At 67.0% G+C, this 15827-nt stretch carries 18 protein-coding genes; 11 read left to right on the top strand and 7 right to left on the bottom strand.

The annotated features are described in order from the left end of the window. The first annotated feature begins 92 nt into the window (after window positions 1–92). The 5 genes from A5724_RS08375 (at window position 93) to A5724_RS08355 (ending at window position 3415) form a co-directional block, all read left to right on the top strand. Entirely contained in the window at window positions 93–482 is a 390-nt protein-coding gene (locus A5724_RS08375) for a polyketide cyclase / dehydrase and lipid transport (protein ID WP_067799279.1), read from the top strand. A gap of 40 nt (window positions 483–522) precedes the next feature. Next, on the top strand, window positions 523–960 hold the full coding sequence (locus tag A5724_RS08370; protein ID WP_067799140.1) for an SRPBCC family protein: 438 nt from the start codon (window positions 523–525) through the stop codon (window positions 958–960). Continuing rightward, window positions 953–2221: an ArsA family ATPase gene (locus A5724_RS08365; protein WP_067799137.1), complete on the top strand. Its 1269-nt coding sequence runs from the start codon at window positions 953–955 to the stop codon at window positions 2219–2221. The genes A5724_RS08370 and A5724_RS08365 overlap by 8 nt, the downstream gene beginning before the upstream one ends. Beyond that, a complete protein-coding gene (locus A5724_RS08360) occupies window positions 2218–2604 on the top strand; it encodes a hypothetical protein (RefSeq protein WP_067799273.1) in 387 nt (128 codons plus the stop codon). Before A5724_RS08365 ends, A5724_RS08360 begins: the two co-directional genes overlap by 4 nt. An 85-nt stretch (window positions 2605–2689) precedes the next feature. Beyond that, window positions 2690–3415, top strand: a complete 726-nt coding sequence (locus A5724_RS08355; RefSeq protein WP_067799134.1) for a 1-acyl-sn-glycerol-3-phosphate acyltransferase — start codon at window positions 2690–2692, stop codon at window positions 3413–3415. On the opposite strand, the gene A5724_RS08350 is transcribed toward A5724_RS08355, so the two are convergent. Further along, window positions 3375–4628 (bottom strand): glycosyltransferase 87 family protein, encoded by a 1254-nt coding sequence (locus tag A5724_RS08350; protein ID WP_067799131.1) that lies wholly within the window; start codon window positions 4626–4628, stop codon window positions 3375–3377. The two genes, A5724_RS08355 and A5724_RS08350, sit on opposite strands and share 41 nt — an antisense overlap. Window positions 4629–4712: 84 nt before the next feature. On the opposite strand from A5724_RS08350, the gene A5724_RS08345 reads away from it, so the two are divergent. From A5724_RS08345 to A5724_RS08335, 3 genes are read left to right on the top strand one after another with little or no spacing between them, the layout of a single operon-like run. Further along, window positions 4713–5594, top strand: coding sequence for a hypothetical protein (locus A5724_RS08345; protein ID WP_067799128.1), 882 nt, complete (start codon window positions 4713–4715; stop codon window positions 5592–5594). Window positions 5595–5596: 2 nt separating this feature from the next. Continuing rightward, window positions 5597–6094 carry a polyadenylate-specific 3'-exoribonuclease AS gene (locus A5724_RS08340; RefSeq protein ID WP_067799125.1) on the top strand — a complete coding sequence of 166 codons (498 nt, stop codon included), beginning with the start codon at window positions 5597–5599 and terminating at the stop codon, window positions 6092–6094. Window positions 6095–6127: 33 nt separating this feature from the next. Beyond that, window positions 6128–7525, top strand: coding sequence for a class II 3-deoxy-7-phosphoheptulonate synthase (locus A5724_RS08335; RefSeq protein ID WP_067799122.1), 1398 nt, complete (start codon window positions 6128–6130; stop codon window positions 7523–7525). Here A5724_RS08335 and A5724_RS08330 read toward each other — a convergent pair. Further along, window positions 7467–9164, bottom strand: a complete 1698-nt coding sequence (locus A5724_RS08330) for an FAD-dependent monooxygenase (RefSeq protein WP_067799119.1) — start codon at window positions 9162–9164, stop codon at window positions 7467–7469. The genes A5724_RS08335 and A5724_RS08330 overlap by 59 nt on opposite strands. 189 nt (window positions 9165–9353) lie before the next feature. Here A5724_RS08330 and A5724_RS08325 point away from each other — a divergent pair, with 189 nt between their 5' ends. After that, the gene (locus A5724_RS08325) at window positions 9354–9554 is read left to right on the top strand and encodes a hypothetical protein (protein ID WP_156752189.1); all 201 of its coding nucleotides are present in this window, start codon (window positions 9354–9356) and stop codon (window positions 9552–9554) included. A gap of 1 nt (window position 9555) precedes the next feature. On the opposite strand, the gene A5724_RS08320 is transcribed toward A5724_RS08325, so the two are convergent. After that, the gene (locus tag A5724_RS08320; protein ID WP_067799113.1) at window positions 9556–10773 is read right to left on the bottom strand and encodes a protein kinase; all 1218 of its coding nucleotides are present in this window, start codon (window positions 10771–10773) and stop codon (window positions 9556–9558) included. A gap of 36 nt (window positions 10774–10809) precedes the next feature. Here A5724_RS08320 and A5724_RS08315 point away from each other — a divergent pair, with 36 nt between their 5' ends. After that, window positions 10810–11214 carry an Rv2175c family DNA-binding protein gene (locus A5724_RS08315; RefSeq protein WP_067799110.1) on the top strand — a complete coding sequence of 135 codons (405 nt, stop codon included), beginning with the start codon at window positions 10810–10812 and terminating at the stop codon, window positions 11212–11214. On the opposite strand, the gene A5724_RS08310 is transcribed toward A5724_RS08315, so the two are convergent. The 4 genes from A5724_RS08310 to A5724_RS08295 form a co-directional block, all read right to left on the bottom strand. Further along, window positions 11135–12706 carry an alpha-(1->6)-mannopyranosyltransferase A gene (locus A5724_RS08310; RefSeq protein ID WP_067799107.1) on the bottom strand — a complete coding sequence of 524 codons (1572 nt, stop codon included), beginning with the start codon at window positions 12704–12706 and terminating at the stop codon, window positions 11135–11137. The genes A5724_RS08315 and A5724_RS08310 overlap by 80 nt on opposite strands. A gap of 4 nt (window positions 12707–12710) precedes the next feature. Next, the gene (idsA2, locus tag A5724_RS08305) at window positions 12711–13799 is read right to left on the bottom strand and encodes a bifunctional (2E,6E)-farnesyl/geranyl diphosphate synthase (RefSeq protein ID WP_067799104.1); all 1089 of its coding nucleotides are present in this window, start codon (window positions 13797–13799) and stop codon (window positions 12711–12713) included. A 74-nt stretch (window positions 13800–13873) separates the two neighbouring features. Beyond that, window positions 13874–14539 (bottom strand): DUF3153 domain-containing protein, encoded by a 666-nt coding sequence (locus A5724_RS08300; protein WP_067799101.1) that lies wholly within the window; start codon window positions 14537–14539, stop codon window positions 13874–13876. A gap of 36 nt (window positions 14540–14575) precedes the next feature. Continuing rightward, on the bottom strand, window positions 14576–15178 hold the full coding sequence (locus tag A5724_RS08295; RefSeq protein WP_067799269.1) for an N-acetyltransferase: 603 nt from the start codon (window positions 15176–15178) through the stop codon (window positions 14576–14578). A 227-nt stretch (window positions 15179–15405) separates the two neighbouring features. Between A5724_RS08295 and A5724_RS08290 the strand changes: the two genes are divergently transcribed. After that, window positions 15406–15810: a DUF3040 domain-containing protein gene (locus tag A5724_RS08290; protein WP_067799098.1), complete on the top strand. Its 405-nt coding sequence runs from the start codon at window positions 15406–15408 to the stop codon at window positions 15808–15810. The last annotated feature ends 17 nt before the right edge of the window (window positions 15811–15827 follow it).

Below are 15827 nucleotides of genomic sequence, written 5' to 3'. Positions count from 1 at the left end.
CTAGCCTCTCAACGATTCACTGGCGACCTTGCCGTTTTCAGCGTAGTCGGCCACCGTCGGGGGCGGTCGGGGCATATGTGAAGCTTGACGCCATGAACAGCGTCCAGATCGCCGACGAGACCTTCATCGCGGCCGATCCCGTCGAGGTGGGCAGGGCCGTCGGCGATCCCGCCAGTTGGCGACGCTGGTGGCCCGACCTGCTGCTCACCGTGGTCGAGGACCGTGCCGACAAGGGCCACCGCTGGACGGTGGCCGGTGCGCTGACCGGCACCATGGAGATCTGGCTGGAACCCGTACTGGACGGGGTCGTGTTGCATTATTTTCTGCACGCTGAACCATCGGGGGTGGCGGCGTGGCAACTGGCCAAGATGAACCTGGCGAAGATGAACCATCGCCGCCGCGTGGCCGGCAAGAACATGGCCTTCGAGGTGAAGCGGATACTAGAGGCGACACGTCCGGTGGGCGTCTCTCGGCTGGCCTGATACCTGGGCCGGAGCAACCAGAGGGGGGTAGGTTTTTAACGTGGCGGACAAGACGGCGCAGACCATCTACATCGATGCCGATCCTTCCACCGTGATGGACGTCATCGCCGATATCGGCTCCTACCCGGACTGGGTCGCCGAGTACAAGGAGACCGAGGTGCTCGAGGCCGATGCCGAGGGTTACCCGAAGACCGCCCGCCTGGTGTTGGACGCCACCGTGTTGAAGGACACCATGGTGCTGTCCTACGACTGGCCCAAGGACCGCACGTCGGTGAAGTGGAGCCTGGTTTCCAGTTCGCTACTGAAGTCGCTGGACGGCGCATATCGGTTGGTGCCCAAGGGTTCCGGTACCGACGTCACCTACGAACTTTCGGTCGATCTGATCATCCCGATGATCGGGCTGCTCAAACGCAAAGCCGAGCGCAGGTTGACCGACACCGCATTGAAGGACCTCAAGAAACGAGTCGAGACTGACTGAGTCTGGCGCCCCGACCAGTGCCCGGATCAGTCTCTTCGTCGGCAAGGGCGGGGTAGGTAAGTCGACATTGGCCACCGCCACCGCGGTGCGTGACGCGCGCGCGGGTCAGCGGGTGCTGATCGTCTCGACCGACCAGGCGCATTCGACCGGAGACGTGCTCGGTTGCCCGATCGCTCCGACGGGGCTGCGCGAACCCACTCGGGTGTTCGCCGACCTCAACACCGGGCGCGACGCCCGAGAAGGTGGTTTCCTCGACGCGCTCGCGCTGGACACATTGGCTCTGATCGCCGCGCGGTGGGCCGAGATCGCGGGCCTGTTGGCCGACCGGTTCCCCGAGTCTGAGTTGGGAGTCGTTGCGCCGGAAGAACTCTCGGCCCTTCCCGGCATTCAGGAGGTGCTCGGGCTGCATGAGGTCGGCGAACTGGCGGCCTCGGGCCTGTGGGACCACGTCGTCGTCGACTGCGCGTCCACCGCGGACGCCTTGCGGATGCTGACCCTGCCCGCGACGTTCGGCCTGTACCTGGAACGCGCGTGGCCGCGGCATCGGCGATTGTCCAGCGACGACGCCCGCGCGGCGGCCATCGTCGCGCTGATCGAACGCATCAGCGCAGGCACCGAGCAGTTGAGCGCACTGCTCACCGACGGCGAACGCGTCAGCGCGCACCTGGTGATGACCGCCGAACGGGTGGTGGCCGCCGAGGCCGTCCGCACACTGGGTTCGCTGGCCCTGATGGGGCTGCGCACCGACGAGCTGATCGTCAATCAGATTCTGGTACAAGATGATTCGTTCGAGTACCGCAATCTGCCCGAACATCCTGCGTTCGACTGGTATGCGGAACGCATCTCCGAACAGCAGGCCGTGCTCGACGAGTTGGACGCCAGCATCGGCGACGTGCAACTGGTGCTGGTGCCGCACCTCGCGGGTGAACCGATCGGCCCCAAGGCGCTCGGCGAGCTGCTCGACTGCGCGCGGCGGCGCGACGGATCGCCGCCGCCCGCGCCGCTGCGGCCGATCGTGGACCGCGAATCCGGAGCGGGGCTCGAATCGGTGTACCGCTTGCGGCTAGAGTTGCCGCAAATCGATTCCGCCGCCTTGACGCTGGGCCGGGTCGACGACGACTTGATCATCGGTGCGGGCGGGCTGCGGCGCCGGGTTCGGCTGGCGTCCGTCCTGCGGCGGTGCATCGTGATGGACGCTCAGCTGAAGGGCAGCGAACTGACCGTGCGATTTCGACCGAATCCGGAGGTGTGGCCAGCATGACGGAGGGCCACTCCGATATCGTTCCCGAACTGCGGCAGCTGGCCCAGACCATCCTCGACAAGCTCGACCCCGTGGTGCGACTGGCGGCCGAGCGGGCTGCCGGTAGTGCAGGCGGGCCCGGCGCGTGCCAGCAGGTCTGGTGCCCGGTGTGCGCGCTGGCGGCCTTGGCCGCGGGTGAGCAGCATCCGCTGCTCGACGTCATCGCCGAGCACAGCGTTGCGCTGCTGGCGGTGGTGCGCGCGCTCGTCGAAGGCACAGCGAACGGCCCGGGCGCACCGCAGGGCCCGTCCGGTCCTGGCGAACCGCCGCCGCCACCGGACGGTGAACCCCCGCCGAACGGCCCCGGGCGCTATCAACACATTCCCGTGACGGTGGAGGAGTGAGCGTGCGGCCCTGTGGCCGCACCCACACCGTGTAGGTAAAGTTGTCGCAAAGCACCGTCCGGTGCTCCATTGGTGGGGAGGGTCCATGTGGTACTGGCTTTTCAAGTACGTCTTCATGGGCCCGTTGCTGTCTTTACTGGGACGTCCGAAAGTCGAAGGGCTGGAATATGTTCCGCACTCCGGCCCGATGATCCTCGCCAGTAACCACCTCGCCGTCGCCGACAGCTTCTATCTGCCGCTCGTCGTTTCGCGCCGGATCACCTTCCTGGCGAAGGCCGAATACTTCACCGGCACCGGCATCAAAGGGTGGTTCACCCGCTGGTTCTACACCGTCGCCGGACAGGTGCCGATCGACCGCACCGACGCCGACAGCGCGAAGAGCGCGCTGGACACCGCGCAGCGCATCCTGAACGAAGGCAAGTTGCTGGGCATGTACCCGGAGGGCACCCGGTCGCCCGACGGCCGGCTGTACAAGGGCAAGACCGGGCTGGCCCGGCTCGCGCTGGAATCAGGCGTCCCCGTGATTCCCGTCGCGATGATCGGAACCAATGTCGTCAACCCGCCTGGTAGCAAGATGTGGCGGTTCGGCCGGGTTCATGTCAAGTTCGGCAAGCCGATGGACTTCAGCCGGTTTGAGGGTCTGGCAGGCAACCGATTCATCGAGCGCGCCGTCATCGACGAGGTCATGTACGAGCTGATGCGGCTTTCCGGTCAGGATTACGTCGACCTGTACGCCGCCGATGTCAAAGAGGGAAAAGCTGAGGCGGCTATCAAGCCGCCGGCGCGGATGCCGGAAGCAGCTGCGGGCTGACCGGACGCGTGGCCCAACCCGCGGACACCGTGCCCGCCACCGCGATCATGGCGATCGCCCACCACGCGTACGAGCCGCCTGCCAGCTGACGCCACAGCGACGCCGACGTCTCGTGGTGCTCGGGCATCAGCGGTATGGGTGTCCACACCATCAACGCGATACCCACTGCGGCCACCACGCCGAGGCCGATGTGCCGCAGACGGACCGCCGTTACGATCATCACCACCAGCCCCGGCAGCGCCCACACCCAGTGGTGCGACCACGAGACCGGCGACACCACCAGCCCGAACATCGCCACGCAGGTCAGCGCGAGCACCGGTTGGTCGGCGCGCAGCACCCGGCGCACCGCCCACACCGTCAGCCCGAGCACCGCGAAGCAGGCCACCGTCCACAGCACGAAACGCTCGCCCTCGCCGAGGCCCAGCCGGGCCAGTGCGCCCGCGATGTTCTGGTTCGTGTTCAGCGTCGCGGTGCCGATCCGGTCGGTGTTGCGGACCGTGTCGGTCCAGTACTCCCACGAGTCCTTCCAGGCGAACGCGAAACCGGTAAGTGTGGCCACCGCCGCCGAGGCGACGGTGACCAGCAATGCGCGGGTATCGCGGCGCAGCAGGAAATAGAGGAGAAACACTGCGGGGGTGAGCTTCAGCGCGATCGCGACACCGAGCAGCATGCCGCGCGGCCACGGCGTCTTGCGCGGCACGCAGTCGGCGATCACGAGCGTCATCAGCACGACGTTGATCTGACCGAAGTCGAAGTTCGACCGGATCGGTTCCAGGTAGATGATCGCGGGGGCGACTATCGCGGCCGCTAGCCAGCAGCGGCGCACCGGTGAGGCCATTACGTCCAGCCCGCTCAGCACGATCACCGTCGACGCGATCAGGAGCACCAGTGTGGTCAGCGTGATCGCGACACTGGCCACGTTCAGCGTCAGCCAGGCGAACGGCGCGAACGCGACCGCGGCCAGCGGCGGATACGTGAACGGCAGGTCCAGGCCAGCGCGGGTGTGGAACATCGCGCCGTCGGCGTAGAGGGGACGGCCGTCGAGCCACGCGCGTCCGCCCATCCGGTACACCTCGATGTCGATGCGGTACGGGATGTGGCCCAGCAGCCGCCAACCCGCCCACACCAGGGCCGCCACGGTGAGCAATTGAAACAGCCGCCAGGCGAGTGTGGGCCACCAAACAGCCCCGCCGGGCGACCGCCGATTACTCATGTCGCAGACCAGCGTATCGGGGCCCACCGGCGAGTCGGGCAGTATCCCGTCCCTGACACGCGGCCCTCGGCGTAAGTTTTCTGCGTGCACGCGACGTTCGGCCTGAATCTGTCCATCCCACATGGGCGGCTTCCGCTGGTGTTCTGCCTCGTCGCGTTCATCTTGACGTTCTTCGTGACCCGCACGATCGTGCGGTACATCCGCAGCCACCAGGACAGCGATGCGCCACGCAAGTGGTGGCAGCCGCGCAACATCTCCGCCGGAGGCGGCTTGCACATCCACCACGTGGTCATCGGTGTGATCTTGGTCATGCTCTCCGGGGTCTCGATGGTGACTCTGGCGGTCGACGGGGGAGTACCCGAATTCACGGTCGCGGCAACATTTTTCGGCATCGGCGCGGCGTTGGTGCTCGACGAGTTCGCGCTGATCCTGCATCTGCAGGACGTCTACTGGGCCGAGGACGGCCGCACGTCGGTGGACGCGGTGTTCGCCGCCGTCGCGGTCGCAGGTCTGCTGATCCTCGGGTTCAACCCGCTGTCGTTCTTCGACGTCACCATCTGGCGCGAGGAGCAGTCCTTCGAGGCGCGGGCCCTGGTGGTCGCCGCCGCGGTGCTGACGCTGATGTTCGCGGTGATCGTGCTGCTCAAGGGCAAGGTGTGGACCGGGCTGGTCGGGATGTTCATGACCCCGCTGCTGCTCATCGGCGCCATCCGGCTGTCCCGGCCGCACGCACCGTGGGCGCGGTGGCGCTACTGCAACAAGCCGCGCAAGATGCACCGGGCGCTGGAACGGGAACGCAGGCTGCGCAGGCCGGTGGTGCAGGCCAAGTTGTGGCTGCAGCACGTGATCGCGGGGGAGCCGCATTTTCCGGAGGACAGCGAGGTCGACAAGCAACTCGACCTTGAGATTCACGCCGCCGCGGTACCGCAATCACGTTCCGACCTGGAAACGGCTCAGGTGTCGTAGGCGTGCGGTACTTCTACGACACTGAATTCATCGACAACGGCCGCACCATCGAGTTGATCTCGATCGGCGTCGCGGCCGAGGACGGGCGCGAATATTACGCCATCTCAACGGAATTCGACCCGGAGCGGGCCGGCAGCTGGGTGCGTAAGCATGTGCTACCCAAGCTGCCGTCGCCCGCGTCGCCGCTGTGGCGCTCGCGTCGGCAGATCCGGACGGACCTGGAGGACTTCTTCGGGGTGGACGGCGACGAGCCGATCGAGTTGTGGGCCTGGGTCGGCGCCTACGACCATGTGGTGCTGTGCCAGCTGTGGGGCCCGATGACCGACCTGCCGCCCGCGATCCCGCGCTTCACCCGCGAGTTGCGCCAGTTCTGGGAGGACCGCGGGTCGCCGCGGATGCCGCCGCGGCCCCGCGACGCCCATGACGCCCTGGTCGACGCGAAGCACAACCTGGTGCGATTTCGCCTGATGACCGAGGGGGAACTGCCAGCCCAGCGGTAAAAAGCACGTGCGGGCGCCCGTTACCATGAACAGGTGAACTGGACCGTCGACGTACCCATCGACCAGCTGCCACCGCTGCCGCCACTGCCGGATGACCTGCGGCATCGGCTGGACGCCGCGCTGGCCAAGCCCGCGGCGCAGCAGCCAAGCTGGGACGCCGAATCGGCCAGGGTGATGCGCACGGTGCTGGAAAGTGTCCCGCCGGTGACGGTACCCGCCGAGATCGAGCGGCTGCGCGGACTGCTTGCTGATGTCGCCCGCGGCGAAGCGTTCCTGCTGCAGGGCGGCGACTGCGCCGAGACGTTCACCGACAACACCGAACCCCACATTCGTGCCAACATCCGCACCCTGCTGCAGATGGCGGTGGTGCTGACCTACGGCGCCAGCACGCCGGTGGTCAAGGTGGCCCGGATCGCGGGACAGTACGCCAAGCCGCGGTCGTCGGACCTCGACGCGCTGGGCCTGAAGTCCTATCGCGGCGACATGATCAACGGCTTCGCCCCCGACGCCGCCGCCCGCGAACACGATGCGTCGCGGCTGGTGCGCGCCTACGCCAACGCCAGCGCAGCGATGAACCTTGTGCGCGCGCTCACCGCGTCGGGTCTGGCGTCGCTGCACGCGGTGCACGACTGGAACCGCGAATTCGTCAGGACCTCGCCCGCGGGCGCCCGCTACGAGGCGCTGGCCGGTGAGATCGATCGCGGGCTGACGTTCATGAGCGCCTGCGGCGTCGACGACCGCAACCTGCAGACCGCCGAAATCTACGCCAGCCATGAGGCTTTGGTGCTCGACTACGAGCGGGCCATGCTGCGGCTTTCGACGGAATACCCGTTGGAGAATCCCGAGCCGCGGTTGTACGACCTGTCTGCACACTACGTGTGGATCGGCGAGCGCACCCGCCAACTCGACGGTGCGCACGTCGCGTTCGCCGAGGTGATCGCGAACCCGATCGGCGTCAAGATCGGCCCGACCATGACACCCGAACTCGCGGTCGAGTACGTCGAGCGGCTGGACCCGCACAACCAGCCCGGGCGGCTGACGCTGGTCAGCAGGCTGGGCAACAACAAGGTGCGCGACCTGCTGCCGCCGATCATCGAAAAGGTCCAGGCCACCGGGCATCAGGTGATCTGGCAATGCGATCCCATGCACGGCAACACCCACGAGAGCTCCACCGGCTACAAGACCCGCCACTTCGACCGCATCGTCGACGAGGTGCAGGGCTTCTTCGAGGTGCACCGCGCGCTGGGCACCCATCCCGGCGGCATCCACGTCGAGATCACCGGCGAGAACGTCACCGAGTGCCTCGGCGGAGCGCAGGACATCTCGGATACCGACCTGGCCGGTCGCTACGAGACGGCCTGCGACCCGAGGCTCAACACTCAGCAGAGTCTGGAACTGGCGTTTCTGGTAGCGGAGATGCTGCGCGACTAGGAAGTCGGCGCGCCAGGTCGGCCAGCAACCGGTCGGCGGCGACCGGGCGGCCGCGGTAGCCGACGTATTTGTCGGGCCGGATCACGAACGCGCTCGGCACGGTGACCCCGTACTGACGGTGCGCCGCCCGCGTCGGATCGCCAAGGGCTGCAGCATGATCCGCATATCGTTCCGCGGTGATCACGCGCGCCGTGACCAGGCCCGGATAGGCCTGCTCGAGTTGTTCGGCGATTCGGCACAGTTCGACGGCGGGCCGGGCCTCGTCGTCGAGACCGGTGAACAGCAACACGGTGTGCCGGGTGCCGCGGAACACCTCGTAGAGGTGACCCGGTGCGCCGTCGATCGTGACGTCGGCCTCGCGGGCCCGGTCTCCGGGGGCGGGAGCGTGGCGCCAACCCGAACCATCCTCGGCATTGAGCGCGCTGTCCGGATAGCGGATCCGCAACTGCGCGAGCAGGCCGATGGCCCGTCTGCGTAGCCAAGACCGGGTGAGCAGATGGCTGGCGAGCAACGGCGCGACCCGGCCCCTGGCCAGTCGGGCCAGCGGGTTCTGCCCCCCGAACACCGAGAAGAGGCGATCGGTGGTCTTGAGCAGTTGGACGCCGACCGGGTGGCGTTCCTGCTCGTAGGTGTCCAGTAGGCCGACGTCGGCGATCCCGCGTTCGACCAGGGCGAGCTTCCAGGCCAGGTTGTAGGCGTCCTGGATGCCGGTGTTCATGCCCTGCGCGCCGGCAGGGCTGTGCACATGTGCGGCGTCGCCGACGAGGAACACCCGTCCGTCGCGGTACCTCGGCACGGTGCGACTGTGCACGCGGTACCGGGTTACCCAGTGTTCTTTGACGACCGTGGCCGGGAACGGGACACGCTCGTCGACCATGGCCTGGAACTCTTCGTGGGTGGGTTCGCTGTATTCGGCGCCAGAGCCCTGCGGTCCTGGCGGGAAGTTGCCGAAGATCCGATACCGGTTCTCGCCCGGCATCGAGAAGGCGGCGAAAATGCCTGCGGGACTGGGGAATCCGTACAGGCCACCGTGCGGCAGCTTCCAGTCGAGTTCGGCGTCGGCCATGATGAACTCGTCGCGATACGTCGACCCCGTGAACGCGATGCCCGTGGCCTTGCGGACGGCGCTGTGGGCCCCGTCGCAGCCGATCACCCACCGACAGCGCAGCGTCTCGGTCGACCCGTCCTCGCCGCGCAACGTCACCGTCGCCGCCTCGCCGTCCTGCGTCAGGTCGGTCAACGCCAGGCCGCGGTCGATCTCGACACCCTGCTTGGTCAGCAGTTCGGTGAGGATGCGCTCGGTGTCGTGCTGCGACAGCGTGCGCGGTTCGGGATAGGCGGTGCGGTTCTGCGGCCCGGTCAATTGGTCGGCGAATTCCAACTCGACCGTGTTGTCCGCGAAGGCGACCGTCAGGTTCGCCGCCGAGGCGCCCGCCGAGATCGCCTGATCGGCCACCCCGAGGTCGTCGAAGATCTCCAGCGTCCTCGGCTGGACGACCAGCGCCCGGGATGTCGTCGCAGGCGCTGGGTTGCGGTCGATGATCCGCGGCGCGATGCCGTGTCGGGCCAACTCGTTGGCCACCGTCAGCCCGGTCGGGCCCGCGCCCACGACCAGCACTGGGAGCACTGATTCCGTCATGTCAACCACCTCGTCGTGATCTCATCAAGTGATGAATTAATTCACTACGACTGTAGTACTCGAAGCTCGGCCGCGCAATACCCAGAAATCGAGATAGGGAAACACCCGATTTATTACTTGCGCCCCTGTCAATATTGTTTGTGGTGGCTACTTGGCACGAGCGGCCAGTTGAGGATGTGGGGGACTTTCTTGAGCACCGCAGTTGTCGACCTGAAACAGTTTCCTACCGCGCCGGCATTCTCCGGCGTGGTGACCGTCACCGACCGCACGGCGGGGTGCACCTGCGGGTGGTCCGGTCGCCGACGCATCGCGGTGTTCATGGCACGCCACGACGGCTGGATGCATGCCGCAACCGGACGCTGCCAGCCAGGTGTGCCGTTCGTCAGGTGAGCTAGACCAGGTTGCCGATATTGCTGCCGAGCGTCCACGCCGCGGCGGCGATCAGGGCCGTCAGTGTCAACACGGAAAGTACCCAGAGCACCAGCACGCGTCTGGCGCGCTGCCGGGCCCAGTAGAAGTCCTCGAGATCGATCCCGGCGAATTGCCCTGAGGCGGGCGCATATTCGGGCTGCTGCGGCCAGCTGACGCGAGTGAGTTCTCGGGTGTGCTGGCGTGGGGTCAGCACGGCAGGGGCGGGCGGTCTCGCGGTGGTCACGGCGGTCACCTGCTGATCCTGCATGTGGCTGTGGTGCAACGCCGCCGACGCGTGCTGCGCCGAGTTGCGGGGGGCCGGTACGCGGAACGGGGGGAGGGCGAGTTCCGCGACGATCGCCTCCAGGTCGGCGCCCATGTCGTGCGCGTCAGTGTAGCGGTCGGCGGGTTCGCGTGCGGTCGCATGGGCCACCAACTCGTCGAATTGTGCTGGCACACCGGCGATCCTGCGGCTGGGTGGCGGGACGTCGTTGTCCATCCGCTGGTATGCGACCGCCAGCGCCGAGTCCCCGGTGAACGGCGTGACCCCGGTCAGCAGTTCGTAGGCCAGGATGCCGACCGAGTACACGTCGCTGCATGGTCCCGCGTCGCCGGTGCTGACCTGTTCCGGCGACAGGTAGGCCGCCGTGCCCAAAATGACGCTGGTGGAGGTGATCTTGGCCTCGGCGACCGCTCGCACCAGACCGAAGTCGGCGATCTTGACTTCGCCGTCGTCGGAGATCAACACGTTCTCCGGTTTGATGTCGCGGTGCACCAGGCCGGCGCGGTGCGCCACCGCCAGTCCGCTGAGCACCGGCCGCAACACCGCGGCGACCGCGTGCGGCGGCATCGGGCCGCGTTCACGCAACAGTTCGCGAAGCGTGCCCCCTTCGATGAGTTCCATCACCAGAAAGGGATGCTGGCCGTCGATGCCCTGGTCGTACACCGCGACGAGGCCGGGGTCTTTGAGCCGGGCCACCGCGCGGGCCTCGCGCTGAAATCGGGTGAGGAACTGGTTGTCTCCGGCGTATCGGGAGTCCATGACCTTCAGCGCCACCGGCCGATCGAGCCGCAGATCGAGTCCCCGGTACACCGCGGACATGCCGCCCGTCGCGATCATCACCTCGACGCGATAGCGCCCGTCCAGCACGGCCCCGACGAGTGGGTCGGATTGCTGGTAGGCCTCCACCGAACACATGTTACGAGGCACCCCTTTGGACTTAGACTCTGTGCGGTGAGCAGCATTCCGGCCGCCGACGACGTTCTGGACCCCGGCGAGGCCGTTTACGACCTACCTACCGTTGCGAATTTGCTCGGGGTCGCCGTGACGAAGGTGCATCAGCAATTGCGGGACGGCCACCTGGTCGCGGTGCGCCGCGACGGCACGGTGGTGGTGCCCAAGGTGTTCTTCGACGACACTGGCCACGTGGTGAAGAGCCTGCCCGGGTTGCTCGTGGTGCTCCACGACGGTGGCTACCACGACACCGAGATCGTGCGGTGGCTGTTCACTCCGGACCCGTCGCTGACCATCAGCCACGACGGAAGCAAGGAGCGGCAGGCTAATGCGCGTCCTGTGGACGCGCTGCATTCACATCAGGCCCGGGAAGTGGTGCGTCGGGCCCAAGCGATGGCTTACTAGGCTCAGGCGCCTTCGCCAGCGAATACCACGCCGCCACAGCGCAAGCGGTGGCCAGCAGCACATGGATCCACGAGTACATGCCGTGGGCGCCGTCGGGTTTCCATATCACCGTGATCCACGTCGAAAGCCCCGCGATCACCGCGATCGCCTGACGCGACTGGGCCAGCGCCGCCACCACCGCCAGCGGCCAGGTGTAGTACCACGGCAGCGCTGCGGGGACGAACAGCACCACCACGATCATCACCAACGCGATGCCGACCAGCGCCTCGCGGTCGCTGTGCCGAAACCGCCACCACAGCAAGGGAAGTGATATCGCGATGATCGCGATCCCGATGATGCGGGTGACATCGAGCACGGCGTAGAAGTTCACCGGGAACAGCAGGCCGCCGATCGCATTGATCAGGTTCGACGCGGCGGTCGGTATGGTCAACCAATTGATGATCTTCACCGAACCCGCCAGTGCGGTCAGCCAGCCGATGCCCACTCCGGCCAGCCATGACAACACCGCGAACACCGCGACGAAGATCAGTCCCGACGCCGCCGTCGCCGCGGCGAACGCCTTCGCCGGGCGGTAGCCCCGCCGATCGCGGAGATGCCGCATCCACACCCACACCATGAACGGGAGGGCCAGTCCCGCTGTGGCTTTGACAGCCACTGCGACCGCGATCAATCCCACCCCCCAGATGCGGCGCCCGCTGAACGTCAGCGCGATGCCCGCCATCATCAGGCCGACCATCAGCATCTCGTTGTGCACCCCACCCATCAGGTGGATGATCACCAGCGGGTTCAGCACGCAGATCCACAGCGCGGCAGCGCCGTCGGCGCCGACGTGCCGGGCCACCCTCGGCGCCGCCCAGATCAACAGCGCCAGGCCCGGCAGCATGCACAGCCGTAGCAGCATGGTTCCCGCCACCACGTCGTTGCCGACCAACATCGTGACGAACTTGGCCACCAGAATGAACGCAGGCCCGTAGGGTGCCGTCGTCGTCGTCCAGATCGGACTGACGTTGTCCAACAACGAGTTCGGATTGTCGATCGGGCCGACGATGTACGGGTCGAATCCGTCGCGCAGCAGCGCGCCCTGTGCCAGATACGAGTAGGTGTCGCGACTGAACACCGGCACGCTCAGCAGTAGCGGCGCCAGCCAGAAGCCCGTCGTCGCCACCATCGTGTATTCGGTTGCGGTGCGGTCGATCAACTGGCGGCCCAGCCAGAGCCACGCGAACAGCATCAGTGCGACGCCGATCCACAGCAGCACCGACGACAGCACCAGGCCATGGCCGAACCGCAGCCAGGACACGTGCAGCGCCTCCAGCAGTGGATCGTGCAGCCTGGTGCTGCCCGCACCGAGGCCGCCTGCGGTGATCATCACCGCGCCCACCGCGCCGAGCAACGCTGGCCGCGCCTGCGGCGACGCCGCAAACGACTTCAGCCTCCAAAGATGATGCGCCAGACCGGTTTTCGCGGCCAGCGTGGGTGTCTGGGTCGTCATACTGCTACGCCGACCGGTTCGCAGCCAATCTGGCGAGTTCGGCGAGTCCGACCTTGGCTTGGGGATCGATCGGCGCGGCACTGAGGATCTCCAGCGAGCGGCGGGTCAGCGAATCGATGCGGCCCTCGACCGCGGCCAGCGCACCGACCGACTCGATCACCAGACACAATTCCCTCACCTGCGGCTCGGTCAGCTCGGTGCCGATCGATGTGCGCAGCAGCTTCGCTGCGACCGGGTCGACCTTCTCAGCGCGCTCGACCGCTTCGGCCAGCAGCACCGTGCGTTTACCGGATCGCAGATCGTCACCCGACGGCTTGCCGGTCACCGCGGGGTCGCCGAACACGCCCAACACATCGTCACGCAATTGGAAGGCCACGCCCAGGTTGGTGCCGAGTTCGTGGAAGGCGTCCTGCACGTCGGGCCGGTCGGCGGCGACCGCGGCGCCGAACTGCAGCGGGCGCGAGATCGTGTAGGACGCGGTCTTGTAGATGTTGACGGTCATCGCCGACGCGACGGATTCGGCTCCGCTGGACTCGGCGACGATGTCGAGGTACTGCCCGCCCAGCACCTCGGTCCGGATGGCCGACCACACCCGCCGCACCCGCGTCTGCGCATCGGCGGGCACATCGGCGGTGGCGACGATGTCGTCGGCCCACACCAGCGCGAGGTCGCCGAGCAGGATGGCGGCCGAGATCCCGAACTGTTCGGCCGAACCGTGCCATTGGCTGTCGCGGTGCTTGTCCGTGAACAGCCGGTGCACGGTCGGCGACCCGCGACGGGTAGCCGAGGCGTCGATCACGTCGTCGTGCACAAGCGCGCAGGCGTGCAGCAGTTCCAGCGCGGAGAACAGCCGCAGCATCGACGGATTCAACGGATCCTGCTGCCCGTCGGCCAGCGCCCGCCAGCCCCAGTAGGCGAACGCAGGCCGCAGTCGCTTACCACCGCGGAGCACGAATTCTTCGAGGGCGGCGGTGAACTCGGCATAGTCGGCGCCGATGTACGCAGCATCGCTGCGACGGCTGCGGAGATACTCCCGCAATTGGTCGGTGACGGCGCCTGCCAACTCGACGGCTGACGGTGCCGCTGCATCCACGCTCAGCGGGCGCCCCTTTCTGCAAGGTCAGTCTGTGTGTGTACTCGCCCCCGAGTGCTCTCAGACTAGAGCTTTCAGGTCGGCCGGGGCGAGCGGTCCCGACTCGTATAGGCAATACCCCCGATGATCCCGGCCACCAGTAACGACGCGAGGCCCAGCCAGATCGCCGCGCCGGTGAACGAGCGGGCACTGGGATCGGTGTAGCGGGCCTGCGCGTTCATGGTGCTGACCACGCCGGGTCGCAGCTTCCATTCGACCACCTCGGTCGACACCTGGTCGCCGTTGGTGGAGGTGACCTCGCCGGGGAACGCGACGGACAGCGAAACGTCGGCTTCGGGATCGTTGAGCGAGGTGAGGTCGGCGCGGCCCTCCAGAATGACCAGGTCACCCGCGCGGCGCAGCGAGATGTCGACCCCGGCGGCGTCCCGGTTCATATTGGCCAGCTGCGGCAGCTCGGCGAAGGTCAGGTCCGAGAACACGGCCTGGGACCCCACGTAGTCATCGCGGTCGTAGTCCGACACGGCCACCTTCTGCGCGAACGGCAGGTTGTTCAGCAGCTGCGGGCCCTTGTCGTCGGCGTTGCGCGGTTTGGCCGCGGCGACGATCTGCCCCGAGACCCGGTCGTCAGGAGACACCGTGATGGACGCGCGTACCCGCACGCAGCCCACGGCCAACGGCAGGACGAGCACCAGTAGCAACACCACCGCAAGCTTGCGGATCCGGCGGGAGCGAGCGGGCACGTGGTCATCGTGCCAGACCGGACTGCTCAGAGAGGCTCAGAGAGGCAAAGCCCGGCCCAGGATCGCGAAGGCGCGCGGATCACCGGCGAAGTGGTAGCCGCGGATGATGTCAACGAATCCGAGCCGCCGGTACAGCCGCCAGGCCCGGTTGGCCTCCCCGTTGATCTCCGGGGTCGACAACAACACGTGCGCCTCGCCGCGGTCGGCCAGCAGCCGTCGGGCCAGCGCTTCGCCGAGTCCCCGGCCCTGCGCGCGCGGCGCGATGTGCAACTCGGTGAGCTCGAAGTAGCTCGTCATCAGCTCCGCGATCCGGGTCCGGTCCGCGCCGACCCGGTGCAGACCCTGCACGACCTGCTGCTGCCACCACTGGTCGGGCGCACCGCAGTAGCCGTAGGCGATGCCGAGCAGCGGCGCCGAGGCCAGCACTGCCGGTGAGCGCGTTGCGTGGTCGGACGGCTCGGGCACCTCGACCGCTGCGACGGCCTTCCAGCCGTGTCTGCAGGTGTGCTCCAGCCACATCGATGCCCGCTGCTCCTCGGTGCCGCGCGGGTAGCGCATGGCGTCGACGTACACCGCGAGCGCATCACCGAGACGCCGTTGCATATCGCTCGGCGAGAGATCGATGAGAAACGTCGCCAACTCTCGTTGCCTCTCTCGGGTGTCGAGCGGACCGTCCACACCATTATTGGGTGACCGAGGCGTCCAGGTGGCACCGCCTCACACTCGCCGGCCCCCGTCATAGAATCGAGGATCCAAGTAGGTGGTACGGCTCAGATTGACCTCGTATCATGACTGTTAGGTGCCCGTAAATGCGAGCACACGCAAGTTTGAACGTTTGAGACGGCAGGGCCGGCAAGGAGGGACGAATGCCACTCTCCGATCATGAGCAGCGCATGCTCGACCAGATCGAGAGCGCGCTCTATGCCGAGGACCCCAAGTTCGCTTCAAGCGTCCGCGGTGGGACTCTGCGCGCACCCTCGGCTCGGCGCCGCCTTCAGGGCGCCGCGCTCTTTGTGATCGGTCTGGCCATGCTGGTTTGCGGTGTCGCATTCAAGGCCACCATGATTGGCAGCTTCCCGATCCTTTCGGTGATCGGCTTTCTGGTGATGTTCGGCGGCGTGATCTACGCGATCACCGGTCCGCGTGTCGCGGGCGGTCGCGACCGCTCAGGCGCTGAACCCGGTGGGCCGCGGCAGAAGAAGGCCAAAGGTTCGGGTGGTTCGTTCACCAGCCGGATGGAAGACCGTTTCCGCCGCCGGTTCGACGAGTAACGCCCACCGAGGCAAGG

This window comes from Mycobacterium sp. ACS1612 (assembly GCF_001667505.1).
Lineage (GTDB): Bacteria > Actinomycetota > Actinomycetes > Mycobacteriales > Mycobacteriaceae > Mycobacterium.
This window is presented reverse-complemented; position numbering and strand designations above follow the sequence as displayed.